The sequence below is a fragment of the Agromyces sp. NSFZ genome, assembly GCF_056156205.1.
Map to the genome: position 1 here is coordinate 2,690,098 of NZ_CM149585.1, position 26,981 is coordinate 2,717,078.

Below are 26,981 nucleotides of genomic sequence, written 5' to 3' on the forward strand. Positions count from 1 at the left end.
CAGCCGGTATAGTATCAGAGGACGGAACCCCTCCGCTGGGTACGATCGAGCACATGAGCCGACCACCCGCCGCGCGCGAAGCGGTGCTCGACGCGTTCGAGCACCTCCTCCTCCATGACGGCGAGCGGGCGGCGACCCTCGACGCGACCGCCAAGGCCGCCGGCGTCTCGAAGGGCGGACTGCTCTACCACTTCGCCACCCGCGACGCACTCATCGACGGGCTCATCGCGCGCCTCGACGCGCTCGTCGAGCAGGACGTGCAGGCGATCGAGGAGGCACCGGAGGGACCCATCGCGTACTTCGTGCGATCATCGGTCGCCATGGAGCATCCCCTCGACCGTGCCGTCGTGGCGGCCGCTCGACTCGCCCAGGGCGGGAACGCGGCAGCGGGGCGCGCGATCCGCAACGCGCGGCGGCGCTGGTTCGAGGCGATCCGCCGTCACGTCGCCGACCCGACCGTCGCGCTCGCCATCACGCTCATCGGCGATGGCCTGTACTACGACTCGGCGCTGCACGGCCAGGTCGACGACCTCGGGGTCGACGCGCCCCGCGCCGCCGAGATGGACGCGCTCGTCGCGCTGCTCGAGCGCCTCGCCACGGAGCCGCCGGCGAACCCGACTGCACCGGTCGGGTAGCGCCGACGGCGCGTACCGCGGCCCCGGCTACTCGGTGATGTCGATCTCGACGAGGAGTGCGGCGTCGATGGCGGTGCGTACGCGCTCGAGCACCTCGGAGGGAACCGGCGAGTCGACCGTGAGCACACTGAGGGCCTGGCCGCCGGCCTCACGGCGCGCGATCTGCATGCCCGCGATGTTGATCGAGGCGTCGCCGAACTCGCGGCCGTAGATCGCGACGATCCCGGGCCGGTCGGTGTACTCCATGATGATGTGCGTCGTCGCGATCGGCACCTCGATCTCGTAGCCGTTGATGCCGACGAGCTTCTCGATCTGCTTCGTGCCCGTGAGGGTGCCGGCCACCGACACCTGGGTGCCGTCGGCGAGCGCACCGCTCAGGGTGATGACGTTGCGGTACTCGGGGCTCTCGGGATCGGTGATCAGGCGCACGTCGATGCCGCGCTGCTCGGCGAGGAGCGGCGCGTTGACGTACGACACCGTCTCGCTCACCACGTTCGTGAACACGCCCTTGAGGGCCGCGAGCTTCAGCACGCTCACGTCGTAGTCGACGAGCTCACCGCGCACCTCGACGTCGAGGCTCGTTAGCGGGCCGTGGGCGAGGCCGGCGAAGAGCTGGCCGAGCTTCTCCACGAGCGGGATGCCCGGACGTACGTAGGGGTCGATGATGCCGCCCGCCACGTTCACGGCATCGGGCACAAGTTCGCCGGCGAGCGCCAGGCGGACGGACCTCGCGACCGAGACACCGGCCTTCTCCTGCGCCTCGTCGGTCGACGCGCCGAGGTGCGGCGTGACGACGACGTTCGGTAGCGACAGGAGCGGCGAGTCCTTCGGCGGCTCGGCGACGAAGACGTCGAGGCCCGCGCCCGCGATCGTGTTGGCGACGAGCGCGTCGTGCAGTGCCTCCTCGTCGATGAGGCCGCCGCGCGCAACGTTCACGACGAAGGCGGTCGGCTTCATCTTCGCGAGCTGTTCGGCGCCGATCATGCCGGTGGTCTCGGGCGTCTTCGGCATGTGGATCGTGATGAAGTCGCTCCGCTCGAGGAGCTCGTCGAGGCTCACCGTCTGCACGCCGAGCTGCTGCGCGCGCGCCGCCGTGATGTAGGGGTCGTAGGCGATGACGTCGGTGCCGAACGCCTGCAGCCGGGCGGAGATGAGCGCGCCGATGCGGCCCAGGCCGATGATGCCGACGGTCTTCTCATAGAGCTCGACGCCGGTGTAGTGCGAGCGCTTCCACTCCCCCTGCGCCAGCGCAGCGTGGGCGGCGGGGATGTGCCGGGCGAGGCTGAGGATGTGACCCACCGTGAGCTCGGCGGCCGAGATGATGTTCGACGTGGGCGCGTTCACGACCATGGTGCCCGCCGTGGTGGCGGCCTTGATGTCGACGTTGTCGAGGCCGACGCCCGCGCGCGCGATGACCTGCAGCTTCGGCGCGGCCGCGATCGCCTCGGCGTCGACCTTCGTCGCCGAGCGGACGAGGATCGCGTTCGCGTCGGCCAGCGCCGCGAGCAGTGCCGGACGGTCGGTGCCGTCGACGTTGCGGACCTCGAAGTCGGGCCCCAGGGCTTCGACGGTGGCGGGTGAGAGTTCTTCGGCGATCAGCACGACCGGCTTTGACACGAATCGAATCCTTCGGGGCGAGAGCGAGGCGCGCGAATGCGCGCTGATGCGGGGTGGAGATGCGCCACACGCCGTCGGGGCGCCTACGCGGCCATTCTACGTGAGCGCGTATGCCCGCTCCGTTCTGTGACGTCGCGAAGGTCAGGAGAAGTCGATGCCGCCGAGCTCGAAGAAGGCCCCGAGGTCGAGGGTCAGCGCCTGCACGACGGCGTACCCCGTCAGGAACAGCACGACCTGCGCGAGCGGACCACGGCGGTAACCGAGCCAGAATGCCAGCGCGAACACGGCGAGCGGCACGAGGAGGGCCGCGATGAGCAGGGCGAGGCCGATGCCGGCGAGCGTGACGCCGAGGTCGCCGACCATGAGCGAGACGCCCACCAGGTCGCGCACGGCCTCCCACACGTCATAGGCGTACAGCACGCCGAAGAGCACGGCGATGGTTACGGCCAGCCACAGCGGGGTCACTGTACGGCTGCCGGCGCGAGCCTCGGTCGCGCCGGTCCCGGCGTCGCCGCCGGCGGGAACGGATGCCTCGGTCATCTCAACCTCGCAACAGGAACGGGACGGGCACGAGGACGACGGCTCCCGCGATGAGCCAGAGGAGCCGGGCGCGGCGACGCTCGGCGGCCAGCCACAGCACGGCACCGAACCACAGAGCCGGGGCGGCGACCGCGAACCACCGGCCGAGCCCGTACATGAACTGCGCGACCGGGTCGGCGAGCGCGGGTGCCGGCGTGGAGGCGGTGATCAGCCAGCCGATCACGTACAGCAGGTAGACGCCGCCGAGCACCCCGAGGATGACGAGCTCCGCCGATCCGGCCTGCGGCGGGGCATCCGTCGCCGTCGTGTGCTCGACGGCTTCGGGCGACGCCCCCGGGACGGCTTCGGATGACTCCACCGCGGCGGCTTCGGATGACTCCTCGGGCGCCCCCTCGAGCGGCACCGGCCGCCCCACGGTCTTCCAGCCGGGCGCGAGCGTCGGGTCGTCGTCGCCCTCCCATCGCAGTGCGTCGTCGTCGGGGTCGCGGGCCATGCGACCAGACTAGCCAGTCGGATGCCCCGCGACCCGCGTCGACCTCGGCGCAGGCTAGAACACGGGAGTCCCGTCTCGCAGGAGCCGCCAGTTCTCGACGTGGAACGTCGCGGGATCGATCGTGCCCTGCGCCGAGGCGTACGCCACGATCGCCTCGCGGATCGCGACCTGGGCGTTGTACACGACCGGTGCCGCCGCGATGTGCGGGAACCCGCCGCCCCCCGACTGGCGGTAGTTGTTGACCGCGACGAGGAACTGCTGGTCGTCGGCCACCGGTGCCCCCTGGTACGAGAGACCGACGATGCGCGAGCCGACCGGCTTCGAGATGTCGACGCCGTAGTCCACGCCCGAGAACTGGTCGTAGTTGTAGTCGGGCGTCGTGGGCGAATCGGGGTTCGGCCACGGCGCGTTGGTCCAGGCCGCCGGATCGACCGGGGCGTCGGGCGCGACCTGCTTGAAGTACTTCGCCGAGAACTCGAGGTAGTCCTTGATCTGCGCGCCGGTCAGCACCGACGCCAGCAGCGTGTTGTCGTAGATGTAGAGCCCCGCGACGTCCTTGATCGTGACGGGACCCGCCGGGAAGCTCGCCGCCCGGTTGAAGGGCGCGGCGATCGAGACGATCGGCAGGGATGCCTCGGGGCTGCCCGCGACCGCGGCCGCGACGGTGGCGGTCTGCACCTCGTTCACGTAGTCGAGGATCGCCGTGTCCTTCCAGCACGCCTCGGCCGCCGACATCTCGGCGGTCGAGTTCGCGACCGGGGTGTTCATGTACGTCACCACGGCGTCGTGCTGGTCGCGCACGAGGGCGACGAAGGCCGGATCGTCGACGACGGTGTTCGTGTTCACCGTCATCGCCGAGCTCTGCGCGACCCGCCAGTGACCGCGCACGAATTCGAGCTGCAGGTCGAACACGCTGACTCGTTGGCCCCAGTTCTTCGGCTCGCTCATGATGACCTGCGCACCGGTCTCGGTGTTCGTGACGAAGCGCTGCGGCACGTCGCGGTGCGCGTGGCCGAAGAGGATCGCGTCGATTCCGGGCACCTGCTCGGCGACGAGCGCGGCCGCGTTCTCGATCGGGAGATCGCCCGAGTACGACGACGTGCCGCTGTCACCCGAGTGCGCGCTCACCACGACGATGTCGGCCTGACCGCGCATCACGGGAACCCAGCGAGCGGCGGCCTCGACGAGTCCCTGCACCTCGACTGCGCCCTCGACGTTCGCCTTGTCCCAGATCACGACGCCGGGGTTCGTGAGCCCGAGCACCCCCACTCGGATCGGCGGGCGGCCCTCCACCTCCATCCGCTTGATCGCGTACGGGCGGAACCTGGGTACTCTCGTTCCCGCGTGGACCGCGTTCGCGGCGAGCACCGGAGCCTCCATCTGGGAGATCCAGTTGTCGAGGAAGGCGAGGCCGTAGTTGAACTCGTGGTTGCCGAGCGCGACGGCGTCGTAGCCGAGCGCGTTCATCTGCGTCGCCATCGGGTGCGTCGCGCCCGTCTCGGTGACCGGCTCCACCGTGGCGTAGTAGAAGCCCAGCGGAGTGCCCTGGATGGTGTCGCCGGCGTCGAACAGCAGGGTGCGCTCGCGACCGCGGTCGGCGCGGATCTGGTTCACGACGCTCGCCACCCGGGCGAGGCCGACGGCGTTGCCTGCGCTGTCGCTGTACACGGCGTCCTTGTAGTAGTCCCAGTTCACGACATTGGTGTGCAGGTCGGAGGTGCCCATGATCGTGATGGTCACGTTCGAGTCGCCCGGTGCCGCGTGGGCGGGGCCCGACCATCCGACGGCTGCGAGAGCGCTGGCCGCGGAGGCGCCGATGAGGACGTTCCGTCGGGAGATGCCGGATGCCGCGGGCTCGACGTCGTCGTCGGGCACTGCGCAGGAACACCAGCGTGGAGTGGGCTCGGGGTGGGAATGCGTGAGTCGCGTCATGGCACCACATGCGATCACAGCCGGGGCCACCGTGGCAAGGGGTCCGGCCCTGCTCATTCGCGCATCCTGCAGCGGGGCGAACGCCGACGGCGGGGCCGGCCGAAGCCGACCCCGCCGCGCGGTGTTTCAGATGGACGGGACGAGCCGCGTCAGCGAGCGACCTCGCCGTCGACGTAGTCGTCGTCGTTGGAGGCGTTCCAGGCGAACAGCTTGCGGAGCTCGCGGCCGGTGGCCTCGATGGGGTGCGCCTCGCCCTTCTTGCGGAGCTCGAGGAACTCGGGAGCGCCCGCGTCCTGGTCGGCGATGAAGCGCTTGGCGAACGTGCCGTCCTGGATGTCGGCGAGGACCGCCTTCATGTTCTCCTTGACGTGCGGGTCGATGACGCGCGGGCCCGAGACGTAGTCGCCGTACTCTGCGGTGTCGGAGACCGACCACCGCTGCTTGGCGATGCCGCCCTCCCACATGAGGTCGACGATGAGCTTCAGCTCGTGGAGCACCTCGAAGTAGGCGACCTGCGGCTGGTAGCCGGCCTCGGTCAGCGTCTCGAAGCCGTACTGGATGAGCTGCGACACGCCGCCGCAGAGCACCGCCTGCTCGCCGAAGAGGTCGGTCTCGGTCTCCTCGGTGAAGGTGGTCTTGATGCCGCCCGCGCGCAGGCCGCCGATGGCCTTGGCGTACGAGAGGGTGAGCGGCCAGGCGTTGCCCGAGGCATCCTTCTCGACGGCGACGATCACGGGAACACCACGGCCGGCCTCGTACTCGCGACGCACCGTGTGGCCGGGCCCCTTCGGAGCGACCATGACGACGTCGACGCCCTCGGGCGCCTCGATGTAGCCGAAGCGGATGTTGAAGCCGTGGCCGAACACGAGGGTCTTGCCCTCGGCGAGGTTGTCCTTGATGGACTCGGCGTAGATGTGGCGCTGGTACTGGTCGGGCGCGAGGATGACGATGACGTCGGCCCAGGCCGCGGCATCCGCCACGCTCTTCACCTCGAAGCCGGCCTCCTCGGCCTTGGGCTTCGACTTCGAGTCCTCCTTGAGCCCGATGACGACTTCGACGCCCGAGTCGCGGAGATTCTGCGCGTGCGCGTGGCCCTGCGAGCCGTAGCCGATGACGGCGACCTTCTTGCCCTGGATGAGCGAGAGGTCGGCGTCCTTGTCGTAGTAGATCTCAGCCATGTGCTGTTCTTTCTCCTTGGATCCGGTCCCTGAGCTTGTCGAAGGGACCTGTGGGTTGTGGTCCCTGAGCCCGTCGAAGGGTCGACGAGCTCAGGGAACGTATGGTCAGTTCTTGAAGACGCGCTCGGTGATGGACTTGCCGCCGCGGCCGATCGCGAGCAGGCCCGACTGGGCGATCTCCTTGATGCCGTAGGGCTCGAGCACCTTGAGGAGCGCGTTGGTCTTTCCGCTGTCGCCCGTGACCTCGATCACGAGCGCATCGGTCGACACGTCGACGACGCGCGCGCGGAAGAGGTTCACGGCCTCGAGCACCTGCGACCGGGTGGCGTTGTCGACGCGTACCTTGATGAGCAGGTGCTCGCGCTGCACCGACTGCGCAGGGTCGAGCTCCACGATCTTGATGACGTTGATGAGCTTGTTGAGCTGCTTCGTGACCTGCTCGAGCGGCAGGTCCTCGACGTCGACGACGACCGTGATGCGCGAGAGGCCGGGGATCTCGGTGTGACCCACCGCGAGGCTCTCGATGTTGAACCCGCGGCGGGCGAAGAGCCCTGCCACGCGGGTGAGCAGGCCGGGCTTGTCCTCGACGAGGAGGGAGAGCACGTGTGTCGACATGGTCAGTCCTCCTCGCTGAATGCCGGCGAGTGATCGCGGGCGTACTGGATGTAGCTGTTCGACACGCCCTGCGGCACCATCGGCCACACCATCGCGTCGGCGGAGACGACGAAGTCGATCACGACCGGCCGGTCGTTGGTCTCGAGCGCGAGCTTGATCGCGTCGTCGACCTCCTCCTCTTTCGTGACGCGGATGCCGAGCGCACCGTACGACTCGGCGAGCGTGACGAAGTCGGGGATGCGCACGGTGTCGTGGCCGGTCTGCAGGTCGGTGTTCGAGTACCGGCCGTCGTAGAACAGCGTCTGCCACTGACGCACCATGCCGAGCGAGGAGTTGTTGATGATCGCGACCTTGATCGGGATGTCGTTCAGCGTGCAGGTGGCGAGTTCCTGGTTCGTCATCTGGAAGCAGCCGTCGCCATCGATGGCCCAGACCACCCGGTCGGGCTCGGCGACCTTGGCGCCCATGGCCGCGGGAACCGCGTAGCCCATGGTTCCGGCACCGCCCGAGTTGAGCCAGGAGTTGGGGCGCTCGTACTTGATGAACTGCGCAGCCCACATCTGGTGCTGGCCGACCCCGGCCGCGTACACGGCCTCGGGGCCGGTGAGCTGGCCGATGCGCTCGATCACGTACTGCGGCGCCAGCAGCCCGTCGGAAGTCGACGTGTAGCCGAGTGGGAACTCCGAGCGGAGCCCATCGAGCGTCGCCCACCACTCCTCGAGGTCGGGCTTTTCGGCGGCCGTGACCTCGCGATACCCGGCGAGCAGGTCGACGAGCACGTCTTTCAGGTCGCCCACGATCGGGACGTCGGCCGTGCGGATCTTCGAGATCTCGGCCGGGTCGATGTCGACGTGGACGACCTTCGCGTTCGGCGCGAAGAGCGGCGCCTTGCCCGTGACGCGGTCGTCGAACCGGGACCCGAGCGCCACGAGCAGGTCGGCCTCCTGCAGGGCGAGCACGGCGGGCACGGTGCCGTGCATGCCCGGCATGCCGAGGTGCTGTCGGTGGGAATCGGGGAACGCCCCGCGCGCCATGAGCGTGGTGACCACGGGCGCGTTCGTCGCCTCGGCGAGCGCGAGGAGCTCCTCGGACGCCCGCGCCCGGATGACGCCGCCGCCCACGTAGAGCACCGGGCGCTTGGCCTCGGCGAGCAGCTGCGCCGCGGCCGCGACCTGCTTGCCGTGCGCCTTCGTGATGGGCCGGTAGCCGGGAAGCTCGACCTTCGGCGGCCAGCGGAACTGGAACTTCGCCTGCTGGGCGTCCTTCGTGATGTCGACGAGCACAGGCCCTGGGCGACCCGTGGTGGCGATGTGCACCGCGGCCGCGATGGTGCCGGGGATGTCCTCGGCGCGCTTCACCAGGAAGGAGTGCTTGGTGATGGGCATCGTGATGCCGACGATGTCGGCCTCCTGGAACGCATCGGTGCCCATGAGGTTCGAGAACACCTGCCCGGTGATCGCGAGCAGCGGAACGGAGTCCATGTGCGCGTCGGCGATGGCGGTGACGAGGTTCGTCGCGCCGGGGCCCGACGTGGCGATGGCGACGCCGAGCCTGCCCGACGACGAGGCGTAGCCCTCGGCCGCGTGGCCGGCGCCCTGCTCGTGGCGGACGAGGATGTGACGCAGCTTGCGGCTGTCGAGCAGCGGGTCGTAGACGGGGAGGATCGCGCCACCGGGCAGGCCGAAGACGTCGGTGATGCCGAGCATCTCGAGCGAGCGGACGACCGCGTCGGCACCGGTGATCTCGACAGGTGCGCCGGGTGGCGCTGGGGCGGGCGATGGCACGGGGGATGATTCCGTGGTCATTCGATTCCTGTTCTCTGGACGGTGTGCGGAGAGCGCAGCACTCAGCCCGTCGTGGCGCCTTCGGCGGCGGAACGCACGAGCTTCGAGTACTTCGCGAGGACGCCACGGGTATAGCGCGGAGGAAGCGGAGCCCAGCCTTCACGGCGAGCAGCCAGCTCGGCATCGTCGACCAGTAGGTCGATGGAACGAGCTGCGATATCGACCCGTATGAGATCACCATCGCGCACGAAGGCGATGGGACCTGCGTCCACCGCTTCGGGTGCCAGATGGCCGATGCACAGCCCGGTTGTGCCGCCTGAGAATCGACCGTCAGTCAAGAGTAGTACATCTTTTCCGAGGCCAGCGCCCTTGATGGCGGCAGTGATCGCGAGCATCTCGCGCATGCCGGGGCCGCCCTTCGGACCCTCGTAGCGGATCACGACGACGTCCCCGTGCTTGATCTCGCCGGCCGTGAGCGCGTCCATCGCGGCACGCTCGCGCTCGAAGACCCGCGCGGGGCCCTCGAAGGTCGCGGCGTCGAAGCCGGCGGTCTTCACGACCGCGCCCTCGGGTGCGAGCGAGCCGTGCAGGATGGTGAGTCCGCCGGTCTCGTGGATCGGGTTGTCGAGTGTGCGCAGCACCTCGCCGTCGAGCGGCGGGATGTCCATCTCGGCGAGGTTCTCGGCGAGCGTCCTGCCGGTGACCGTCAGGGCGTCGCCGTGCATGAGCCCCGCGTCGAGCAGCGCCTTCATGAGCACGGGCAGCCCGCCGCGACGATCGACGTCGTTCATGACGTACTTGCCGAAGGGCTTCAGGTCGCCGACGTGCGGCACCTTCGCCCCGATGCGGTTGAAGTCGTCGAGGGTGAGCTCGACGTCGGCCTCGCGAGCGATCGCGAGGAGGTGCAGCACGATGTTGGTCGAGCCGCCGAGGGCCATGCCCACGGCGATGGCGTTCTCGAAGGCCTTCTTGGTGAGGATCTGCCGAGCGGTGATGCCCTGCCTCAGCAGGTTCACGACGGCCTCGCCCGAGCGGTGGGCGTAGTAGTCGCGGCGGCGGTCGGCGGATGCCGGTGACGCCGACCCCGGGAGCGAGAGCCCGAGTGCCTCCGCGACCGAGGCCATGGTGTTGGCCGTGTACATGCCGCCGCAGGCGCCCTCGCCTGGTGCGAACGCGCACTCGATCGTCTTGGCGTCGGCCTCGCTCATCGTGCCCGCCTTCACGGCGCCGACGGCCTCGAACGAGTCGATGATCGTGATGTCCTTCTCGGTGCCGTCGGAGAGCCGCACCCAGCCGGGGGCGATCGAGCCCGCGTAGAGGAAGACGCTGGCCAGGTCGAGCCGTGCCGCGGCCATCAGCATGCCGGGGATGGACTTGTCGCAGCCGGCGAGCAGCACCGAGCCGTCGAGGCGCTCGGCCTGCATGACGACCTCGACGGAGTCCGCGATCACCTCGCGTGAGACGAGGGAGAAGTGCATGCCCTCGTGGCCCATCGAGATGCCGTCGGAGACCGAGACGGTGCCGAACTGCAGCGGGTATCCCCCGCCGCCGTGCACGCCCTCCTTCGCGGCCTGCGCGAGGCGGCCGAGCGAGAGGTTGCACGGGGTGATCTCGTTCCACGAGCTCGCGATGCCGATCTGCGGCTTGTCCCAGTCGGCATCGCCCATGCCCACGGCGCGGAGCATCCCGCGACTCGTCATGGCCTCGATGCCGTCGGTGACGGTACGACTACGCGGTTTGGGATCGAACTCGGGCATACCCACGAGTCTATGACCAGGGCGTGACCCCGTCGTGCGCGGCCCCACGGGCATCGGCGAGGAATTCCAGCATGATCGCGACGTCCTCGGGGCTTCGCACCCGATGGGTGGCGATCGACTTGCCCTGCCCCACCTTGATGCCCACGTCGTCGGCGTCGAGCGCCGCGAAGGCGTCCTCGTCGGTGACGTCGTCGCCGACGTAGATCGCGGCGGTCGCGCCGACGTGCTGGCGGAGCCGGGTGAGGGACTCCCCCTTGTCGCTCGAGCGCACCGAGAACTCCAGCACCGACTTGCCCGCGCGCACGGTGATGCCCTGCACCTCCCACTCCACGCGCTGACGGGCGGCGTGCTGCAGGGCCGTGCCGGCCGCCGAGCTCAGCTGCCGGGTATGCAGCGCGAGGCCGGCGGGCTTCTTCTCGATCCAGGCGCCGTCGGTGCCGGCCGCGACGTCCTCGAGGATCTCGGCAAGCCGCTGGAGCCGGGCGAACTCGGTGTCCCGCAGGTCGATGGTGACCTCGCCCGCATCGAGCTGCAGTTCGACGCCGTGGGAACCGCTGAGCAGCGTGCCCTCCGGGGGGCTCGCCACCTCGCCGAGACTCGCGAGGGCACGACCCGAGACGATGGCCACCCGGGTGTCGTCGAACTCGGCGAGCCGCTGGATCGCCGATCGCGCCCGGTCGGTCGCGCGTGCATCCTCGGGCCGGTCGACGAGGGGCGCGAGCGTGCCGTCGAAGTCGAGCGCGACGAGGAGCCGTTCGGTCTCGGCGACTCGCGCCAGCGCCGTGCGCAGCGCGTCGGGAACACCGGGCCTGATGATCCCCGCTCCCGTGAGCGTCTCGAGGAACGTCGCCGACCAGTTGGCCACGTCGTTGTCGCGCACGCGCTTGCGGAGGGCGCGCATGCGGCGTGTGCGTTCCCGCTTCGGCATCCGCACCGCCTCGACCATCGCGTCCTTCAGGCCCTCGATGTCATGCGGGTTCACGAGCACCGCCTGCCTGAGCTCGTCGGATGCCCCGGTGAACTCGCTGAGCAGGAGCACGCCGTCGTCATCGAAGCGGCAGGCCACGTACTCCTTCGCGACGAGGTTCATGCCGTCGCGCAGCGCCGTGACGAGCATGACGTCGGCGGCCAGGTAGAGCGCCACCATCTCCTCGCGCGGGTAGCCGTGGTGCAGGTAGGAGATGGCCTGGTGGCCGAGACTGGAGTAGTCGCCGTTCAGCCGGCCGACGAGGAGCTCGATCTCGTCGCGGAGCTGGCGGTAGGTCTCGACACGCTCCCGGGACGGGCTCGCGACCTGCACGAGCGTGGCGTGATCGACCGAGAGCCGCCCGTCGCGGAGCAGCTCGCCGAACGCCTTCATGCGATGCCGGATGCCCTTGGTGTAGTCGAGGCGGTCGACGCCGAGCATGATCGTGTCAGGGTTGCCGAGGCTCTTCCGGATCTCCCGCGCCCGCTCCTGCACGTCGGGACGGCGGGCGATCTCCTCGAAGCCGGCCGCATCGATGGAGATCGGGAAGTGGCGTGCCACCACGCGCCGGGTCTGGCCGTCGGCGCCGGTGTCGGGCACGTCGATGACGGTGCCGCGCGTGGTGTAGCCGAAGAGCCGGCGCACCGCCCTGGCGAAGTTGCCCGCGTCGGCCGCGCGCTGGAATCCGATGACGTCGGCGCCGAGCAGGCCGTCGAGCACCTGGCGGCGCCAGGGCAGCTGCGAGTAGATGCCGTAGGCCGGGAACGGGATGTGGTTGAAGAACCCGATCACGAGGTCGGGGCGGGCCTCGCGAAGCATCCGCGGCACGAGCTGCAGCTGGTAGTCGTGCACCCAGACGACGGCGCCGTCGGATGCCGCGCGCGCGGCGGCCTCGGCGAAGCGCCGGTTGACGCGCACGTACGCCTCCCACCACTCGCGGTGGAACGACGGCGGGGCGATGACGTCGTGGTAGAGCGGCCACAGCGTGTCGTTCGAGAAGCCCTCGTAGTACTCCTCGAGCTCGGCCTCGCTGAGCGGCACGGGCACGATCGAGATGCCGTCGTGCTCGAACGGCTCGAAGTCGCGGTCGGCGACGCCCGTCCACCCCACCCACGCGCCGTCGGCGGCGCGCATGACCGGCTCGAGCGCCGTGACGAGCCCGCCCGGCGAGCTCTTCCACTGGGTCTCGCCGTCAGGGCCCGCCTGGTAGTCGACGGGGAGCCGGTTCGAGACGACGATCATGTCGTAGGCGTGCTCGACGTGGAGCTCGTCGCGTTCAGGCCCGGCTGCATGCATGCGTCGGATGTCCCTCCTCCTCGCGGCTCCGTTCAGGCTAACAGCCCCCCGCAGACGCTCAGGGTGCGCGGATAGACTGCCGTCCTGATGATCCGCGTCGGCATGAGCACCACCTGCGTCTATCCGCTCGAACCCGAGCAGGCCTTCCGCCTGGCGAAGCTCGCGGGCTACGACGGCATCGAGATCATGGTCACCCAGGAGGAGTCGACGCAGCAGCCCGAGCCGCTGCTCGAGCTCTCGCGGCGCTACGCGCTGCCGATCCTCTCGATCCACGCCCCCGTGCTGCTGCTCACGCACTTCGTGTGGGGCCGCGATCCCCGCGTGAAGCTCGATCGCACGGCCGAACTGGCCGCGGCGGTCGGCGCCGACAGCGTCGTGGTGCATCCGCCCTTCCGCTGGCAGGCGACGTACGCCTCGAACTTCCTCGGCATCGTGCGCGAGATCTCCGGGAAGTACGACGTCGAGATCGCCGTCGAGAACATGTTCCCCTGGCGCGCCGCCGGCCGGAACATGAAGGCGTACGCGCCCGGCTGGGATCCACGCATCATGGACTGCGATGCGGTCACGCTCGATTTCTCGCACGCGGCGCTCTCGGGTGTCGACAGCCTGCAGTTCGCGAACGATCTCGGCGACCGTCTGCGGCACGTGCACCTCTGCGACGGCTCGGGCGCCATCGGCGAGGGCCAGATCTTCGACGAGCACCTGCTGCCCGGCCACGGGCGCGAACCGGTCGCCGAGGTGCTCGAGGCGCTCAGCGCGCGCGGCTGGAAGGGCTCGATCGTCGCCGAGGTGAACACCCGCAAGGCGAAGACCGAGCGCGAGCGACTCGAGCTCCTGCGCGAGACCCTCGAGTTCGCGCGCCGCCACACGCACCAGACGCGCCGCCCCATGCTCACGAAGTCGCGCCGGGCGCTCGAGGCCATCCGCCCGGGCCACCGGCACGACGGCTGACGCGCCGCCCCGATCGTCGACGCGTCAGCCTCAGACGGCCGGGTCGGCCGGTCAGCCGAGCGCGGTCGCCGCGAACCCGATCGAGCGGATGCCGCGACGCCGCCCAACGGCCACGAGCGTGCCGATGACGCCGATGAGTCCGAACAGCGCGATCACGCCCGCCGCGGTCGCGACTGCGGCGCCGCCCACGCCCGACACGATGAACTGCATGCCCTGCACCGCCCACGTCAGCGGCAGGAACGGGCTGATCGCCTGGAACGGCCCGCTCAGCACCTCGATCGGGTAGAGCCCTCCCGACGCCGCGAGCTGCAACGCGACGAGCACGAGCGAGACGAGCAGGCCGGCCCGGCCGAGCCACGCGGCGAGGAACGCGTGCACCGCCGTGAACGCGAGGGCGAGGAGCGCCGAGAACGCGAGGGTCTGCGGCAGCAGCGACCAGTCGACGCCGAGCGCGCCGTGCATGAGCGCGACGACGGCCACGGCCTGCGCGAGGGCGATGAGGCCGGCCCTCGTGAGCGTGCGCGCCACGAGGGCGCCCGTCGACGCGGTGCTGCGCAGCGCCTCGCGCCCGAAGGGACGGAACACGAGGAACATCGCCATGGCACCGAGCCACAGCCCGATCGGGGCGAAGAGCATGCCGATGACCTCGCCGATGGTGCCGATCTCGTTGTCGCGCTCGGTGGTGGAGGTCACGGGTTCGGCCACCACGTCCGCGGTCGCCTCCGCGTCGATGTCCGTGAGCGCCTTGGCCTCCTCTGCGCCGGTGGTCAGGCCGTCGGCGAGGGCTTTCGCGCCGCCCGCGAGCTGGCTCGCGCCGCTCGCGGCATCCGCAGCACCGCCCGACAGCTGGTCGAGCCCCACGGCGAGCTCGCCGACGCCGCCGGCGATGCCGTAGCCGCCGTCGCGGATGCCGGCGGAGCCCGCGGAGAGCTCGGCCGCCCCGCCCGCGAGGCCTGAGATGCCGCCCTGGATGCCGTCGATACCGGTGCGCGTCGCGGCCGCGAGGGTCTGTCCGCCCGTGACGAGCGAGCCGAGCTGATCGCGAATCGCGGAGATGGATCCTGCTGCTTCGGCGATCTGCGGGTACTGCTCGACGAGATCGGGGTTCTCCACGATGAACTGGTCGAGCCGATCCGCGATGGGGCCGACGTTGGTCTCGATCTGCGCGACGCCGGCGCTGATGCCTCCGACGTACTGGTCCCACCCGTCGGAGAGTCCGTCGAGACCGGCCGCACCGGCGTTCAGCTCGGCGAGCCCGCCGGCGATGCCGTCGACACCGCCCGTGTACTGTGCGACGCCGTCGGCGTACTCCGTGGCGCCGTTCGCGAGCTCGTGCGCTCCGGCCGCGGACTGCGCCACGCCGCCCGAGAGCTCGCCGAGACCGCCCGCGAGCGAGCCGACGCCCGACGAGACCTGCGTCGCCCCGTCGGCGGCGTCGCCGAGCGACCCGCCGAGCGCGGCGAGATTCGTGTAGAACCCCTCGAGGTACTGCTGCGTGAGCTCCTGTCCGAAGGCGGTCGACATGGCGGCGCCGACGGACTGCGCGACGGATCCGGCGAGGTAGCCGTGCGCGTCGTCGGTGCGGATGTCGAGGTTCGCCTTCGTGGGCTCCTCGCCGGAGAGCGACGTCACCGACGACGAGAAGTCCTCGGGGATCGTGAGCACCGCATAGGCGTCGCCGGAGGCGAGCAGGTCGGCGGCCTCCTCGTCGTTCGAGATGGTCCAGTCGAAGCCCGCCGTGTCGGGGTCGGTGAGTTCGGTGACGAGCAGGCGACCGGCGAGCACGGGCTGCTCGGTGCCGTCGGGCAGCGTCAAGGTGACCATCTCGTCGTTGTTCACGACGACCGCCGGGATCGCCTCGATGTTCTCGTCGGCGCCGGCGAAGGCGCCCGACACGAGGCCGGCGACGGCGAGCGGCACGGCCACGACCGCGGCGATCAGTGCGCCGTAGCGCACCCGGCGCTGCGCCGGGGTGGATCCGAAGAGCCGGGACAGCCGGGTGCTGGTCATCGGGCGACCTCCTGCAGGGACGAGACGGGTTCGATGGTGCGGATGCCGCGTGCGGCGAGTTCGGGGGCGATGTCGGGCGTGACGGCCGACGCGCCGAGCCCGACGATCGTCGTCACCGACGGCGGGACGAGTCGGGCGAGCGCACGCCACAGCTCGGCGCTGGCAGATCCTGGTTCGTCGTCGAGGTCGATCGCGACGGCCTTCGGGCGCTCGGCGAGCGCCGCGGCGATCGCGACCAGTGCCCGCGCCTCGGCGCCGAGGGCGGCGATCGGCGTGTCCTCGGTGAAGCGGGGCCCGTCGGGTCCGTGTCCGGCGGCGTCCGCGGCGCGCTCGACCCACGACCGCACGAGGCGCTTCGAGGGGGCGACGCGATACCACGGGCCGGTGGCGTCGAGGCGGCGGGCGACGAGTTCACCCACGCTGCCGCCGGTCGCGGCATCCGTCGGCAGTTCGGCGATCGCCACGCCGCGCATGACCGCGCTCGACGCGGTGGGCAGCGGATGCCCCAGCACCGCGATGCGGCCCGAGACGGGCGCGAGGCGCCCGGCGAGCGTCGCGGCCACCACCCGGCGGTCGACGGCGTCGCCGCGCACCACGAGCACGCCGCCGGCGGGCACGTCGGCGGTGAGCGGGCCGATCGGCCGCTCGGGAAGACCGAACACGGCGTCGTCGAGGTTGACCGCCGCCGGTCGAGTGGCCGCCCACTCCTCCTGCTCGAGGTGGGCGCGAAGCCCCTCACCCTCGATGTCGACGTCGGGGAGTCGCTTCTCGAGCCACTTCGGCAGCCACCAGGCCGCGCGCCCGGCGAGCGCCATGGCGGCAGGCACGAACGTCATGCGCACGAGGAACGCGTCGAACGCGACGCCCACGGCGAGCGCGAACGCGATGCCCTTGATGACCCCCGAGCCCTCGGGCACGAACGCGAAGAAGACGAAGAACATGATGAGCGCGGCGGCCGTCACGACGCGCGCCGCGTGCTGGAAGCCGTGCACGATGGAGCCCCGGGGCTCGCGGGTCTTCACGTACTCCTCGCGCATGCCCGACACGAGGAACACCTCGTAGTCCATGGCGAGGCCGAAGAGCACGGCGAGCAGCAGGATCGGCAGGAAGCTCAGGATCGGCCCCGGCTGGATGTGCAGGAGGTCGGCGAACCAGCCCCACTGGAAGATCGCGACGGTGGCGCCGATCGCGGCGAATGCCGAGAGCAGGAAGCCGAGCGCCGCCTTGACCGGCACGAAGACCGAGCGGAACACGAGGAGCAGCAGCAGGATCGACAGCCCGACGACGATGAGCGCGAACGGCACGAGGGCGTCGTTCAGCCGGTTGGAGATGTCGATGGTCACGGCGGTGTAGCCCGTCACGGCGATGGGCGTGCCGTAGTCGGCCTCGAGGTCGGGGGCGAGGTCGCGGATCTCCTCGACGACCACCTTCGTCTCGGGCGAGTCGGGCGCGCTCTCGGGGATCACCTGGATGATCGCCGTGTCGGCCGTCTCGTTGGGCAGTCCCTGGCCGACGTAGGTCACGCCGTCGAGCTCGGCGATGCGGGCGCCGATGACGTCGAGGTCCTCGAAGATGTCGGTCGTCTGGGTGATGTCGACGGTGACGATGAGCGGGCCGTTGTAGCCGGGGCCGAAACCGTTCTCGATCATCTCGTAGGCCTCGCGCTGCGTGGAGCCCTCGGGCTCCGAGGCGCCGCTCGGGAGGTTGAGGTCGAGGCTCGCGGCGGGGATCGCCGCCGTGCCCAGCAGGCCGACGACGAGGAGCACGAACACGATGGGCGCCTTGAGCACGAGGTCGACCCAGCGGCGGCCCATGGTGTGCCTGCCGCGATCGTCGTCGGCGTTGGCGCGGCGGTGGGCGCGGCTGCCCGGCTTCGGGATGAGCCGCTTCCCGAGCACGCCGAGGAGCGCGGGCAGCAGGGTGACGGCGGCAAGCACCGCGACGAGCACCGCGAATGCGGCGGCGACGCCCATGACGCTGAGGAACGGGATGCCGACCACGAGGAGGCCGAGGAGCGCGATGATCACGGTGAGGCCCGCGAACACGACGGCGCCGCCTGCGGTCGCGACCGACTCGGCCGCGCTCGACTCGGGGTCCTGGCCGCGTGCGAGCTGCGTGCGATGGCGCGACAGGATGAAGAGCGCGTAGTCGATGCCGACCGCGAGGCCGATCATGACGGCGAGCATCGGTGCGGTGCTCGACACGGTCGCGAAGGCCGCCACCAGCGAGATGCCGCCGAAGGTGGCGCCGACGCCGACGAGGGCGGTGAGCAGCGGCATCCCGGCCGAGAGCAGCGACCCGAACGTGATGAGCAGTACGACGCCCGCGAACAGCACGCCGAAGACCTCGGTGATGGTGAGGCCGAAGGTCGTGTCCTGGAAGACCTCGCCGCCGAACGCCACCGTGAGGCCCGCGTCGCGGCCGATCTCGCCGGTCACGACCACCGCGTCGATCGACTCGTCGGTGACGCCCGTCGTCGGGGTGTCGAACTGCACCTGGATGTACGCCGTGCGGGCGTCCTTCGAGACCTGGTCGCCCGCGTACTCGTCGAAGGGCCCGAGCACGCTCGCGACCCCCTCGACCTGTTCGAGTTCGGACTCCATGTCGGCGATCGCGCTGCGGGAGGCGTCGGACTCGACGGATGCCCCGTCGGGCGCTTCCACGACGGCCTTCGCCGAGGCGCCCGACGTCTGAGGGAAGACCGCGGCGAGCTGGTCGATCGCGTCCTGAGACTCGGTGCCGGGGATGGCGTAGGACTCCTGGAGCTGGCCGCCGAGGCCGATGCCGGCGCCGAGGAGCGCGGCGAGGGCCACGGCCCACGCGATGATGACGAGCCAGGCCCGTCGGAAGGCGAATCGTCCGATCCGGTGGAGGAGCAGTGCCATGGCGCGGCCTAAAGGGTCGTGCGGCCGTCGGCCGGGATGAGCAGTTCGGAGAGCACGGAGATGAGCGCGGCGCGCACGTCGGCGTCGTCGCGCTGCCGATCCTCTTCGAGGAAGGTCGCGCCCGCGACGAGGGTGTAGGCCGCGCCGGCGAGCGCGACGCCGAAGCGCATCTGCTCGCTGAGCGGGGCATCCGCTTCGCAGATGGAGTCGGCGAGCCCGCGGATGGCGGCATTCGCCCGCTCGATGACCGGGATGCCGCGGAGCGACTGCCCCTGGTTCACGAAGGTGTGCACGGCGAGCCGGTTGCCGAGCAGGAAGTCGACGAAGCGTTCGATGAACTCGGCACGCGCCGGGACGGAGCGACCGCTCGCGACGAAGTCGCCGAGGAGCGCTTCGAGCCCGTCGATCGCGGGCCCGATGGCGGCTTCGAGCAGCGCCTCCTTGGAGGAGTAGTGGTAGAGCACGCTGGACTTGGAGTAGCCCGCGTGGTCGGCGATGTGCTGCAGCGAGCTGGCGGCGAACCCGATGGTCGAGAACTGCTCGAGGGCGACTTGGCGGAGTTCATCACTGGCGCGCACGCGTGTCGGCGGGAGTGCATCGGTGGGCATGCCTTCAACGGTATCTGTCCGATCGGTCAGCCTCTGACCGATCGGACAGATTCAGGGCGCACTCACAGTCGAACGCCCGGTGGGAGAGGGTGAACGGGTAACGTTGCCGCATGCGCAAGTACCTCTTCAGCGGAGCCGTACTCAGTTCGATCTTCGGCGGCATCGGGGTCGTCCGGGCCACCATCGCGGGCCCGCGCGACTGGCGCCTCATCCTGATGTGGGTCGCCTGGGCGGCGAGCCTCGCCATCGCGATCGGTACCGTCGCCGACGAGTCGAAGCGCGCGGAGCTCACCGAGTAGCATCGTCCACCGAGCCCCCTTCTCGCCATCCCGCCGATCCGCCGCAAGCGGGCGAGCGCGGCGTGTCAGCCGCGATCCGGGAGGCGAGGGCGGAGACTGAAACGTAGACCGACCGTGCGGCCCGAACCGCACGGCCCGAATGCCACCGAGAGGGGTCGCCGATGTTCCGCCGCTGGCGCAGAGCGAGGCTCGCTGCCCAAGCCTCCGCCCACGCCGCCGCCACGCCGCGCCCCACCGCGGCCGACCTGCGTGGCGAACACCTCTTCGAGCTCCTGAACGCGAAGCTGGCCGAGTTCATCGGGCCCGGCGGCGCGTGGTCGCTCGTGCGTCGCACCGAGCAGGACACCGACCAGATCTTCCACGCGATGCTGACCCATCAGATCGCGGCCGAGCTCACGCGCACCGTCCTCGACGAGCGCGAATCCGTGGCCGTCATCGTTCCCGCCGAGGATGAGCCGCTCGCGCTGAGCTGGGAGCCCGCTCCCCTCGTCGTCTGGGCCGACCCGATCGCGTCGGAGTCCGAGTCCTCCGAGTCGGATGCCGCGGGGCTGCCGACCATCGGCGCGTCGAACGAGGTCGAGGCCCGCGCCGCCTGAGCCGCGGTCGAGCTCGCATGAAGCCACTCGCGCGTAAGCCTTGTTGGCTCAATCTGCGCGCGACTGCATTGAGTTGCCACGGCGCCGTCAGAGAGAATCCGACGCTTCAGCTCTGCCTTGGCATCTGCCTCGGTGACAAGACCCACTCAGCATTTCGGCGTCCACGCTCGCTGTAGAAGACGTGCCGACCATCGACCTCTTGGGTCAGGCAATATGCCTCGTTCGAATCGCGCCCGATGCTGTACGCGGAGCCCGGCACCGACAACTGATCCAACTCCGTTCGCAGGTCCATGACTCGACCTGGCGGGATCCCTGAGCGCGACGACGGTATGACTGGTTATACTTGCGTCATGAAGACCGCAATTTCGATCCCCGACGGCGACTTCGAGCGCTTCGAGCGCGTGGCCGCTCGGCACGGGATGAACCGCTCGGAGTTCTTCCGACGCGCCGGGCGTCGTTTCGTCGAGGAACTTGAAGGTGAAGCAGAGCTGACGGCCCTGGCCGACGCGGTGATCGAACGCGTCGGGCAGCCCTCCGCGGGCAGCCCCTTCCTGTCCGAGTCGGAGCGCAACATACTCGAAGCGACCGAGTGGTGATCGCCCACGGCGACGTGGTGTGGGTGGACTTCGGTTCACCCCGCGGATCCGAGCCGGCGAAACGTCGACCCGCCGTCGTCATGCAAGAGGACTGGCTGCTCGCCACGCAGATCGCCACCGTCTTGGTCGTCCCGCTCACCTCGAACGTCGCGCTTGAAGCATTCCCGGGCAACGTGCTGGTCCCCGTCGACGCGTCCGGGCTGGACAAGGACTCCGTGGCGCTCGTGTCCCAAGTTGTACCGGTCAGCCGCGAGTTCCTCGAGCCGTTCCCGGTCGGACACGTCCCGAGCTACGTTCTCTCGAAGATCGCCGACGGAATCCGCCTGGTCATGGGAATCTGAGCGACGACAAGAACGCGGCACCGCGCGCAACCGGTCCTCTCTCGCCGAATCGCTCGGGCGTTGGCGTTGCACTCCGCTGCCGACCAGACGACTGCGGTCCAATAGAGGACCACCACAACCACGACGAGCGCAGCACCCACCCACGGCCGCCGCTACAGCGGTGGCCCTCGGCGCCCTTCGCGTAATCCGACCCTTCCTGCAGTCACTCATCGCACTTGCCTGGTTGTCCCGCGAGCCGATCCCTCAGCGAGAACCCGAACTCGCGGCAGACGGATGACGCTTCAGGGTCAAGGGCCGAATCCAACTGAGCAGGGAGAACCAACAGCCCACAGGCGAGGGTCAGCGCGCCGAGGATGAGTAGCCAGCGCTCGCCGCCCGAAGCGGCAGCGCTGAGCTCGACCATGAGGTCGTGATATTCCGGGCCGGACAGGTGGTCCACCGCGAAGATGCGACTCGGGTGCGAGAACAGCGCTGTGAAGACGAGACCAACCCGACGAGGGCCAGGCCGCAGCCGAGAAGCACCTGACCAACATCAAAGCTTCATCGCGCTCCCTGCCCGGTTATCGAATGACCTGAGCCTCCCACATTCGGCAATCCAGGCCGAGCACTCCCGATCCTTTTCAGGGGCAGGCATCGACTGTTCAGGGACAGGCATCGACTGCGAACTCTTCGGCATCTCGCAGAAGGGAAGCGGTGAACCGGTCGGGATCCCGGTACCTGACCTTTCCAGGCTCGAGCCTCCGCATTCCAAAATCGGCCGGCGATTCTTGTACGGCCGGATCGAGAAGCCGCTCCCCCGCCCTTCGTAGCGTGAGACACGAGCCGATCGGCTCCACCGCCACGAACCCGAGGGGGAACGATGACCGTCGCCCAGACTCCCACCGAACGCACTGCCGTGCGCAGCTCGGCGCGCGACCTCGCGCAGATCGCCGTCTTCGCCGCGCTCATCGCGGCGCTCACGCTTCCCGGCGCGATTCCGATCGGCATCGGCGTGCCGATCACGCTCCAGACGCTCGGCGTCATGCTCGCCGGCGCGGTGCTCGGCGCACGCAAGGGCGCGCTCGCGGTCACGGTGTACGTGGGGCTCGGCCTCGCCGGCCTTCCGATCCTCTCGGGCGGCACGGGCGGCCTCGGCGTGCTCGTCGGCCCGACCGGCGGCTACCTGCTCGGCTTCATCCTCGGCGCCTTCGTGATCGGCTGGCTCGCCGAGCGGCTCACCCCGCGCCTGCGGTTCTGGACCCTCCTCGTCGCGACGACGGCCGGCGGCATCCTCGCGGTCTACCTCGTCGGCATTCCGTGGCTCGCCGCGGTGCTGGGCATGCCGATCGGGGCGGCGATCGCCGCCGGCAGCCTGCCCTTCCTCATCGGCGACGCGATCAAGGCGGTCGTCGCGGCGCTCGTCGCTGCCGGCGTGCACCGCGCCTGGCCCGGGCTCATCGCCGAGAAGTCGTGGCCGTGGCGCCGAGTGCGCACCGCCGCGCCCTCGATCGAATCGCCTGCGACCGACGCCTGATGAGCGAGATCGTCTTCGAGCACGTCACGCATCGCTACGACGGCGATGACGTGCTCGTCGACGTCTCGCTGCGGCTCACCGAGCGGCGCATCGGCGTGATCGGAGCGAACGGATCGGGCAAGTCCACGCTCGCGCGGCTCATCAACGGACTCGTGACGCCGACCGCGGGTCGGGTGCTCGTCGACGGGCTCGACGTGGCGCGCCGTAGCCGCGAGGTGCGCCGCCGCGTCGGCTTCGTGTTCACGAATCCCGACAACCAGATCGTGATGCCCACGGTGCGCGAGGACGTCGCGTTCTCGCTCCGCCGGCTGCGCCTCGATCCAGCGGATGCCGCGGCGCGCGTCGCCCGGGCGCTCGACCGGTTCGGACTCACCGAGCTCGCCGACCGCCCGGCCCACCGGCTCTCGGGGGGGCAGAAGCAGCTGCTGGCCCTCGCGGCGGTGCTCGTGGCGGAGCCCGCGATCGTCGTCGCGGACGAGCCGACCACGCTCCTCGACGCCCGCAACGCCCAGCTCGTCGAACGGCACTTCGCCGAGCTCGACCAGCAGCTCGTGCTCGTCACGCATCGGCTGGAGTCCGTCGAGTCGTTCGACCGGGTGCTCGTGGTGGAGGGCGGCAGCATCGTCGCCGACGGATCGCCCGCAGCGGCGCTCGGCGCATATAGGAGCCTCATCCGATGATCGGCACGTACCGATGATCGGGTCATACCGGCCGGGCACCTCGGTGCTGCACCGGCTCGGTGCGGGGGCCAAGCTCGTGGGGCTCGCGGCATCCGTCGTCGTCGTCGCCCTGCTCCCCGAATGGTGGATGCTGCTGACCGCCATGGTTCTCGCATTGCTGGGCTTCGCGGTCGCCGCGATCCCCCTGCGCGACATCGTGGCGCAGCTCGTGCCCGTGCTGTGGATCCTCCTCGTCGCGGCTCCGCTGAACGCCCTGTTCTCGGGCTGGGAGACGGCGCTCGAGATGTCGCTGCGGGTCACGGCGTGCGTCGCCCTCGCGGCGCTCGTGACCCTGACGACCCGGGTCTCGGCCATCCTCGATGCCGTTCGCGTCGCGCTGCGCCCCTTCGGCCGACGGGTCGACCCCGAGCGCGTCGGCATCGTGCTGGCCATGACGATCCGGGCGGTGCCGCTCATGACCGAGATCGTGCGCGCCGTGCTCGACGCGCGGCGCGCACGCGGGGTCGAGGGCTCGCTGCGTGCCGTCGCGGTGCCGGTCGTGGTGCGATCGCTGCAGACGGCCGATGCGATGGGCGAGGCACTCGTGGCCCGGGGGTTCGACGACTGAGTGTCGCGGGTCGCAGTGTCGCCGGGTTCGGGCAGACTGGTCGATCGTCAGCCGCCGACCGTACGAGGAGCACCGTACCCGATGATGGGCCTCACGCACGCCACGAGCGGCGCCGCCGCCTGGATCGCGTTCACCGGCACGATGCCGATCATCACCCTCGGGGCGTACCCGCTCGATCCCGTCGGCGTGCTCGCCGGCACCGCCGTGTGCGCGGGTGCCGCGCTCCTGCCCGATGCCGATCACCACAGCGCGACCATCGCGCACTCGGTGCCCGTGCTCGGACGCCTCGCCGCGGGCACCGTCGGCGTACTGTCGGGCGGGCACCGGCAGGGCGCGCACTCGATGATCGCCGTCGCGCTCGTCGCGGCCGGTGCGTGGGCGCTCACCCTCGTGACCCCGGTGATCGAGCCGCTCGGCGCCGTGGCGATCGGCACGGGCGTCGGCACCGCCGCGCTCGCCAGCTTCGGGCTCAGGGCGCGCGACTTCGTGCGCTCCTGGACGGCCGCATGGCTGCTCGGCGCACTGCTCGGCGCATTCATCGTGCTGTTCGCGCCCGAACAACTGGCCTGGTTCCCGCTCGCGGTCACCCTCGGCTTCGTCGCGCACCTCGCGGGCGACTTCCTCACCACCGGCGGGCTCCCCGGCCTCTTCTGGCCGTGGGTGCCGCGGCCGCCCGAGTTCCTCCGGCCCGTGCCGGTGCTGAACCGGGTCTGGCAGCCCAACGGCTATGTCGCGCTTCCACTGCTCGGCGACACGGGCTCGATCCGCGAGGCGATGCTCGGCGCCGTGCTCGGACTCTACTGTTGCGCCGGCTTCGCGAACGAAGGCCTCCGGCTCGTCGGGGTGGACCTGTTCGCCGGCCGCTGAGCCGCACAATGGAAGGGTGACCGCCTCGCCCTCGCCGCACTCGCCGCTCACCGGACTCGCGCTCGACGTCGGCGTCGAGCCCGCCGCATCCGCCGACGACACCCCGCTCGTCGCGGCGCTCGCCGCGCTCGTGAACGAGGTGTACCGAGTAGCGGAGGCCGGGCTCTGGGTCGACGGAGCGCGCCGCACGAGCGCCGAGGAGATCGCCGAGCTCGTTCGGCGTGGAGAGCTCGTGACGGCGCGAGCCGACGGCCAGGTCGTGGGAGCGGTGCGCGTGCAGCGACTCGACGACGATCTCGCGGAGTTCGGGATGCTCGCAGCCGACCCCGAGCGTCGCGGACTCGGTATCGGGCGCGCCCTCGTCGCGTTCGCCGAAGCGTGGGCCGTGGGGCGCGGACATGGTGCGATGCAGCTGGAGCTGCTGGTTCCGTCCTCGTGGACGCATGCCTCGAAGGAGTTCCTGCGCGAGTGGTACGAACGCATCGGCTACCGGGAGGTGCGAACGGGCCACCTGGCGGAGCTGTACCCCGAGCTGGCGCCGCTCCTCGCGACGACGTGCGACCTCGTGGTGTACCGCAAGGAGCTGGCTGCGCGCCGGCAGGGCTGACCCGCCGACGATCGATCGTCGCCCGGCGTGGGCGGTCCGTGACAGGATCGCGGTGTGGCCGACCGACTGATGCTCCTCGACACCGCCTCGCTAGACTGGAGTAATGGCACCTAGTACCTCGATGCGCGTCCTCGGCTACGCCCGGATCTCCCGAGACACCGACGAGTCGACCTCGATCCCCCGCCAGCGCCAGATCATCCGCCAGACCGCCGAGGCCCGCGGCCTCGTCCTCGTCGACCTCGTCGAGGACGTCGACATGTCAGCCTCGAAGCGCCGCCTCGACCGCCCCGGCCTCTCCGAGGTCCGCGCCCGCCTACGCTCCGGCGAGGCCGACGCCGTCCTCGTCTGGCGACTCGACCGCCTCGCGCGCTCCGTCGTCGACTTCGGGACGCTCCTCGACGAGGGCGTGAACGTCGTCTCTTGCACCGAGCCGCTCGACACGACCTCGCCCATGGGCCGCGCCATGGCCGAGATCCTCCAAGTCTTCGCTGCGCTGGAGTCCTCCACGATCGGCGAGCGCGTCCGCTCGGCAATCGCCTACCGCGTCTCTCAGGGTGACCGCTGGCGCGGCGGTCGCCCGCCCTACGGCTACCGGAGCGAGCCCCACCCCGACGGCAACGGCCGGACGCTCGCCGTCGACGCCGCCGAGGCCGCGCACATCCGACAGGCCGCCAATATTGTCCTCGCCGGAGGATCGCTCTACTCAGCGATGCAGTACCTCGACGCCGCCGGAGCGGTCCCGCGCAAGGTGTCGACCGCCCGCGACCCCGAGAAGGTCGACGGCGTGAAGTGGTCGCTCTCCTCCGTCCGCGTCATCCTCACCGGCGACGCCGTCCTCGGCCGCCAGACGCGCCACGGCCAGCCGCTCCGCGACGAGCGCGGCGTCATCGTAGCCCCGTGGCCCGCGATCCTCCCCGAGGCCGACGTCGAGCGCTTGCGCGCGATCCTCGCCCCCCGCCCCCTGACCGAGCGCCGCCGCAAGGCCTCCCGCCTCCTCTCCGGCCTCCTCGTCTGCGGATCCTGCGGCTCCCGCCTCCGCGTCAACTCCCGCCGGACCGCTGGCGCTCACGTCGAGTCCTACGGATGCCGCGCGAAGAGCGACGGCCGCGCCTGCCCCCAGCCTGCGAGCGTCAACGCCGACCAGATCGAGGCCTACCTCTCCGGCGAGCTCCTCGCCGTCGCCGGGCCGCTGGAGATCGTCGAGCGCCGCGAAGTCTCCCGCGATGTCGCGGGCCTCGCCGAGATCGAGGAGGCGATCGCCCACACGACGGACGCCATGCGCGCTCCCGGCGCGGATCTCGCCGCCCTCGTCGAGCGCCTCGAAGCCCTCCGCGCGACCCGCGACGAGCTCGGCGCTCGCCCGGCGGAGCCGATCGTCGAGGAGATCTCCACCGGGGAGACATACGCCGAGCGCTGGGAGCGCGGATCCGCCGACGACCGCCGCGCCCTCCTCTCCGGCGCGCTGACCGGCCCCGTCGCCGTCCGTCCTGTCGGCCGCGGTCACCGCGGCATCACCCCCGAGCGCGTCTCGGCCCCGTGGCGCTGGACCGACGACGAGGCATCCCACGCCGCGGCGCTCGCTGAGATCGCCCGGCACGACTAACCCC

25 protein-coding genes are annotated in these 26,981 nt (G+C 70.5%); 12 read left to right on the top strand and 13 right to left on the bottom strand.

Features of this window, described 5'->3' with window-relative positions:
• Positions 1-53: 53 nt before the first annotated feature.
• Positions 54-635, top strand: coding sequence for a TetR/AcrR family transcriptional regulator (locus ACVFI9_RS12605; RefSeq protein WP_474762564.1), 582 nt, complete (start codon positions 54-56; stop codon positions 633-635).
• A 27-nt stretch (positions 636-662) separates the two neighbouring features.
• On the opposite strand, the gene serA is transcribed toward ACVFI9_RS12605, so the two are convergent.
• The 9 genes from serA to ACVFI9_RS12650 all read right to left on the bottom strand — a co-directional run bounded on the left by serA (position 663) and on the right by ACVFI9_RS12650 (position 12,814).
• Complete coding sequence (serA, locus tag ACVFI9_RS12610) at positions 663-2,252, bottom strand: phosphoglycerate dehydrogenase (RefSeq protein ID WP_474762565.1); 1,590 nt, start codon at positions 2,250-2,252, stop codon at positions 663-665.
• A gap of 141 nt (positions 2,253-2,393) precedes the next feature.
• Positions 2,394-2,792 (bottom strand): hypothetical protein, encoded by a 399-nt coding sequence (locus ACVFI9_RS12615; protein WP_474762566.1) that lies wholly within the window; start codon positions 2,790-2,792, stop codon positions 2,394-2,396.
• Position 2,793: 1 nt separating this feature from the next.
• Positions 2,794-3,285: a hypothetical protein gene (locus ACVFI9_RS12620; protein WP_474762567.1), complete on the bottom strand. Its 492-nt coding sequence runs from the start codon at positions 3,283-3,285 to the stop codon at positions 2,794-2,796.
• A gap of 54 nt (positions 3,286-3,339) precedes the next feature.
• A complete protein-coding gene (locus tag ACVFI9_RS12625; RefSeq protein ID WP_474762568.1) occupies positions 3,340-5,160 on the bottom strand; it encodes a 5'-nucleotidase C-terminal domain-containing protein in 1,821 nt (606 codons plus the stop codon).
• Positions 5,161-5,366: 206 nt separating this feature from the next.
• A complete protein-coding gene (ilvC, locus tag ACVFI9_RS12630) occupies positions 5,367-6,395 on the bottom strand; it encodes a ketol-acid reductoisomerase (RefSeq protein WP_474762569.1) in 1,029 nt (342 codons plus the stop codon).
• Between the two features lie 105 nt (positions 6,396-6,500).
• Positions 6,501-7,010 carry an acetolactate synthase small subunit gene (gene ilvN, locus ACVFI9_RS12635; RefSeq protein WP_474762570.1) on the bottom strand — a complete coding sequence of 170 codons (510 nt, stop codon included), beginning with the start codon at positions 7,008-7,010 and terminating at the stop codon, positions 6,501-6,503.
• Between the two features lie 2 nt (positions 7,011-7,012).
• Positions 7,013-8,815, bottom strand: coding sequence for an acetolactate synthase large subunit (locus ACVFI9_RS12640; protein ID WP_474762571.1), 1,803 nt, complete (start codon positions 8,813-8,815; stop codon positions 7,013-7,015).
• A 41-nt stretch (positions 8,816-8,856) separates the two neighbouring features.
• On the bottom strand, positions 8,857-10,551 hold the full coding sequence (gene ilvD, locus ACVFI9_RS12645) for a dihydroxy-acid dehydratase (RefSeq protein ID WP_474762572.1): 1,695 nt from the start codon (positions 10,549-10,551) through the stop codon (positions 8,857-8,859).
• A gap of 10 nt (positions 10,552-10,561) precedes the next feature.
• Positions 10,562-12,814: a bifunctional alpha,alpha-trehalose-phosphate synthase (UDP-forming)/trehalose-phosphatase gene (locus ACVFI9_RS12650; RefSeq protein WP_474762573.1), complete on the bottom strand. Its 2,253-nt coding sequence runs from the start codon at positions 12,812-12,814 to the stop codon at positions 10,562-10,564.
• Positions 12,815-12,901: 87 nt separating this feature from the next.
• On the opposite strand from ACVFI9_RS12650, the gene ACVFI9_RS12655 reads away from it, so the two are divergent.
• Positions 12,902-13,765, top strand: coding sequence for a sugar phosphate isomerase/epimerase family protein (locus ACVFI9_RS12655; RefSeq protein WP_474762574.1), 864 nt, complete (start codon positions 12,902-12,904; stop codon positions 13,763-13,765).
• A gap of 51 nt (positions 13,766-13,816) precedes the next feature.
• On the opposite strand, the gene ACVFI9_RS12660 is transcribed toward ACVFI9_RS12655, so the two are convergent.
• Genes ACVFI9_RS12660 through ACVFI9_RS12670 form a run of 3 tightly spaced genes read right to left on the bottom strand, consistent with a single transcriptional unit; the run spans position 13,817 to position 19,268 of the window.
• Positions 13,817-15,775 (bottom strand): YhgE/Pip family protein, encoded by a 1,959-nt coding sequence (locus tag ACVFI9_RS12660; protein ID WP_474762575.1) that lies wholly within the window; start codon positions 15,773-15,775, stop codon positions 13,817-13,819.
• Entirely contained in the window at positions 15,772-18,660 is a 2,889-nt protein-coding gene (locus tag ACVFI9_RS12665; protein ID WP_474762576.1) for an MMPL family transporter, read from the bottom strand. The genes ACVFI9_RS12660 and ACVFI9_RS12665 overlap by 4 nt, the downstream gene beginning before the upstream one ends.
• Before the next feature lie 8 nt (positions 18,661-18,668).
• Complete coding sequence (locus ACVFI9_RS12670) at positions 18,669-19,268, bottom strand: TetR/AcrR family transcriptional regulator (protein WP_474762577.1); 600 nt, start codon at positions 19,266-19,268, stop codon at positions 18,669-18,671.
• 110 nt (positions 19,269-19,378) lie between these two features.
• Here ACVFI9_RS12670 and ACVFI9_RS12675 point away from each other — a divergent pair, with 110 nt between their 5' ends.
• The 4 genes from ACVFI9_RS12675 to ACVFI9_RS12690 all read left to right on the top strand — a co-directional run bounded on the left by ACVFI9_RS12675 (position 19,379) and on the right by ACVFI9_RS12690 (position 21,100).
• Positions 19,379-19,567 carry a hypothetical protein gene (locus ACVFI9_RS12675; protein WP_474762578.1) on the top strand — a complete coding sequence of 63 codons (189 nt, stop codon included), beginning with the start codon at positions 19,379-19,381 and terminating at the stop codon, positions 19,565-19,567.
• Between the two features lie 161 nt (positions 19,568-19,728).
• Positions 19,729-20,163, top strand: coding sequence for a hypothetical protein (locus tag ACVFI9_RS12680; RefSeq protein ID WP_474762579.1), 435 nt, complete (start codon positions 19,729-19,731; stop codon positions 20,161-20,163).
• Between the two features lie 350 nt (positions 20,164-20,513).
• Entirely contained in the window at positions 20,514-20,759 is a 246-nt protein-coding gene (locus ACVFI9_RS12685; RefSeq protein ID WP_474762580.1) for a CopG family ribbon-helix-helix protein, read from the top strand.
• The gene (locus ACVFI9_RS12690; protein ID WP_474762581.1) at positions 20,753-21,100 is read left to right on the top strand and encodes a type II toxin-antitoxin system PemK/MazF family toxin; all 348 of its coding nucleotides are present in this window, start codon (positions 20,753-20,755) and stop codon (positions 21,098-21,100) included. The genes ACVFI9_RS12685 and ACVFI9_RS12690 overlap by 7 nt, the downstream gene beginning before the upstream one ends.
• A 202-nt stretch (positions 21,101-21,302) precedes the next feature.
• On the opposite strand, the gene ACVFI9_RS12695 is transcribed toward ACVFI9_RS12690, so the two are convergent.
• Entirely contained in the window at positions 21,303-21,539 is a 237-nt protein-coding gene (locus ACVFI9_RS12695; protein ID WP_474762582.1) for a hypothetical protein, read from the bottom strand.
• 420 nt (positions 21,540-21,959) lie between these two features.
• Here ACVFI9_RS12695 and ACVFI9_RS12700 point away from each other — a divergent pair, with 420 nt between their 5' ends.
• The 6 genes from ACVFI9_RS12700 (at position 21,960) to ACVFI9_RS12725 (ending at position 26,977) form a co-directional block, all read left to right on the top strand.
• A complete protein-coding gene (locus ACVFI9_RS12700) occupies positions 21,960-22,613 on the top strand; it encodes a biotin transporter BioY (protein ID WP_474762583.1) in 654 nt (217 codons plus the stop codon).
• A complete protein-coding gene (locus tag ACVFI9_RS12705) occupies positions 22,613-23,293 on the top strand; it encodes an energy-coupling factor ABC transporter ATP-binding protein (RefSeq protein ID WP_474762584.1) in 681 nt (226 codons plus the stop codon). The genes ACVFI9_RS12700 and ACVFI9_RS12705 overlap by 1 nt, the downstream gene beginning before the upstream one ends.
• Positions 23,294-23,306: 13 nt before the next feature.
• Positions 23,307-23,900 (top strand): energy-coupling factor transporter transmembrane component T family protein, encoded by a 594-nt coding sequence (locus tag ACVFI9_RS12710; protein ID WP_474762585.1) that lies wholly within the window; start codon positions 23,307-23,309, stop codon positions 23,898-23,900.
• An 81-nt stretch (positions 23,901-23,981) separates the two neighbouring features.
• On the top strand, positions 23,982-24,767 hold the full coding sequence (locus ACVFI9_RS12715; protein ID WP_474762586.1) for a metal-dependent hydrolase: 786 nt from the start codon (positions 23,982-23,984) through the stop codon (positions 24,765-24,767).
• Positions 24,768-24,783: 16 nt separating this feature from the next.
• Positions 24,784-25,374 carry a GNAT family N-acetyltransferase gene (locus ACVFI9_RS12720; protein ID WP_474762587.1) on the top strand — a complete coding sequence of 197 codons (591 nt, stop codon included), beginning with the start codon at positions 24,784-24,786 and terminating at the stop codon, positions 25,372-25,374.
• 103 nt (positions 25,375-25,477) lie between these two features.
• Complete coding sequence (locus ACVFI9_RS12725) at positions 25,478-26,977, top strand: recombinase family protein (RefSeq protein ID WP_474762588.1); 1,500 nt, start codon at positions 25,478-25,480, stop codon at positions 26,975-26,977.
• The last annotated feature ends 4 nt before the right edge of the window (positions 26,978-26,981 follow it).

Coding starts and splice junctions, on each gene's coding strand:
- ACVFI9_RS12605 (WP_474762564.1), top strand. CDS start 54: ATGAGCCGACCACCCGCCGCGCGCGAAGCGGTGCTCGACGCGTTCGAG.
- ACVFI9_RS12615 (WP_474762566.1), bottom strand. CDS start 2,792: ATGACCGAGGCATCCGTTCCCGCCGGCGGCGACGCCGGGACCGGCGCG.
- ACVFI9_RS12620 (WP_474762567.1), bottom strand. CDS start 3,285: ATGGCCCGCGACCCCGACGACGACGCACTGCGATGGGAGGGCGACGAC.
- ilvC (WP_474762569.1), bottom strand. CDS start 6,395: ATGGCTGAGATCTACTACGACAAGGACGCCGACCTCTCGCTCATCCAG.
- ilvN (WP_474762570.1), bottom strand. CDS start 7,010: ATGTCGACACACGTGCTCTCCCTCCTCGTCGAGGACAAGCCCGGCCTG.
- ACVFI9_RS12640 (WP_474762571.1), bottom strand. CDS start 8,815: ATGACCACGGAATCATCCCCCGTGCCATCGCCCGCCCCAGCGCCACCC.
- ilvD (WP_474762572.1), bottom strand. CDS start 10,551: ATGCCCGAGTTCGATCCCAAACCGCGTAGTCGTACCGTCACCGACGGC.
- ACVFI9_RS12650 (WP_474762573.1), bottom strand. CDS start 12,814: ATGCATGCAGCCGGGCCTGAACGCGACGAGCTCCACGTCGAGCACGCC.
- ACVFI9_RS12655 (WP_474762574.1), top strand. CDS start 12,902: ATGATCCGCGTCGGCATGAGCACCACCTGCGTCTATCCGCTCGAACCC.
- ACVFI9_RS12660 (WP_474762575.1), bottom strand. CDS start 15,775: ATGACCAGCACCCGGCTGTCCCGGCTCTTCGGATCCACCCCGGCGCAG.
- ACVFI9_RS12665 (WP_474762576.1), bottom strand. CDS start 18,660: ATGGCACTGCTCCTCCACCGGATCGGACGATTCGCCTTCCGACGGGCC.
- ACVFI9_RS12670 (WP_474762577.1), bottom strand. CDS start 19,268: ATGCCCACCGATGCACTCCCGCCGACACGCGTGCGCGCCAGTGATGAA.
- ACVFI9_RS12675 (WP_474762578.1), top strand. CDS start 19,379: ATGCGCAAGTACCTCTTCAGCGGAGCCGTACTCAGTTCGATCTTCGGC.
- ACVFI9_RS12680 (WP_474762579.1), top strand. CDS start 19,729: ATGTTCCGCCGCTGGCGCAGAGCGAGGCTCGCTGCCCAAGCCTCCGCC.
- ACVFI9_RS12685 (WP_474762580.1), top strand. CDS start 20,514: ATGAAGACCGCAATTTCGATCCCCGACGGCGACTTCGAGCGCTTCGAG.
- ACVFI9_RS12700 (WP_474762583.1), top strand. CDS start 21,960: ATGACCGTCGCCCAGACTCCCACCGAACGCACTGCCGTGCGCAGCTCG.
- ACVFI9_RS12705 (WP_474762584.1), top strand. CDS start 22,613: ATGAGCGAGATCGTCTTCGAGCACGTCACGCATCGCTACGACGGCGAT.
- ACVFI9_RS12710 (WP_474762585.1), top strand. CDS start 23,307: ATGATCGGGTCATACCGGCCGGGCACCTCGGTGCTGCACCGGCTCGGT.
- ACVFI9_RS12715 (WP_474762586.1), top strand. CDS start 23,982: ATGATGGGCCTCACGCACGCCACGAGCGGCGCCGCCGCCTGGATCGCG.
- ACVFI9_RS12725 (WP_474762588.1), top strand. CDS start 25,478: ATGGCACCTAGTACCTCGATGCGCGTCCTCGGCTACGCCCGGATCTCC.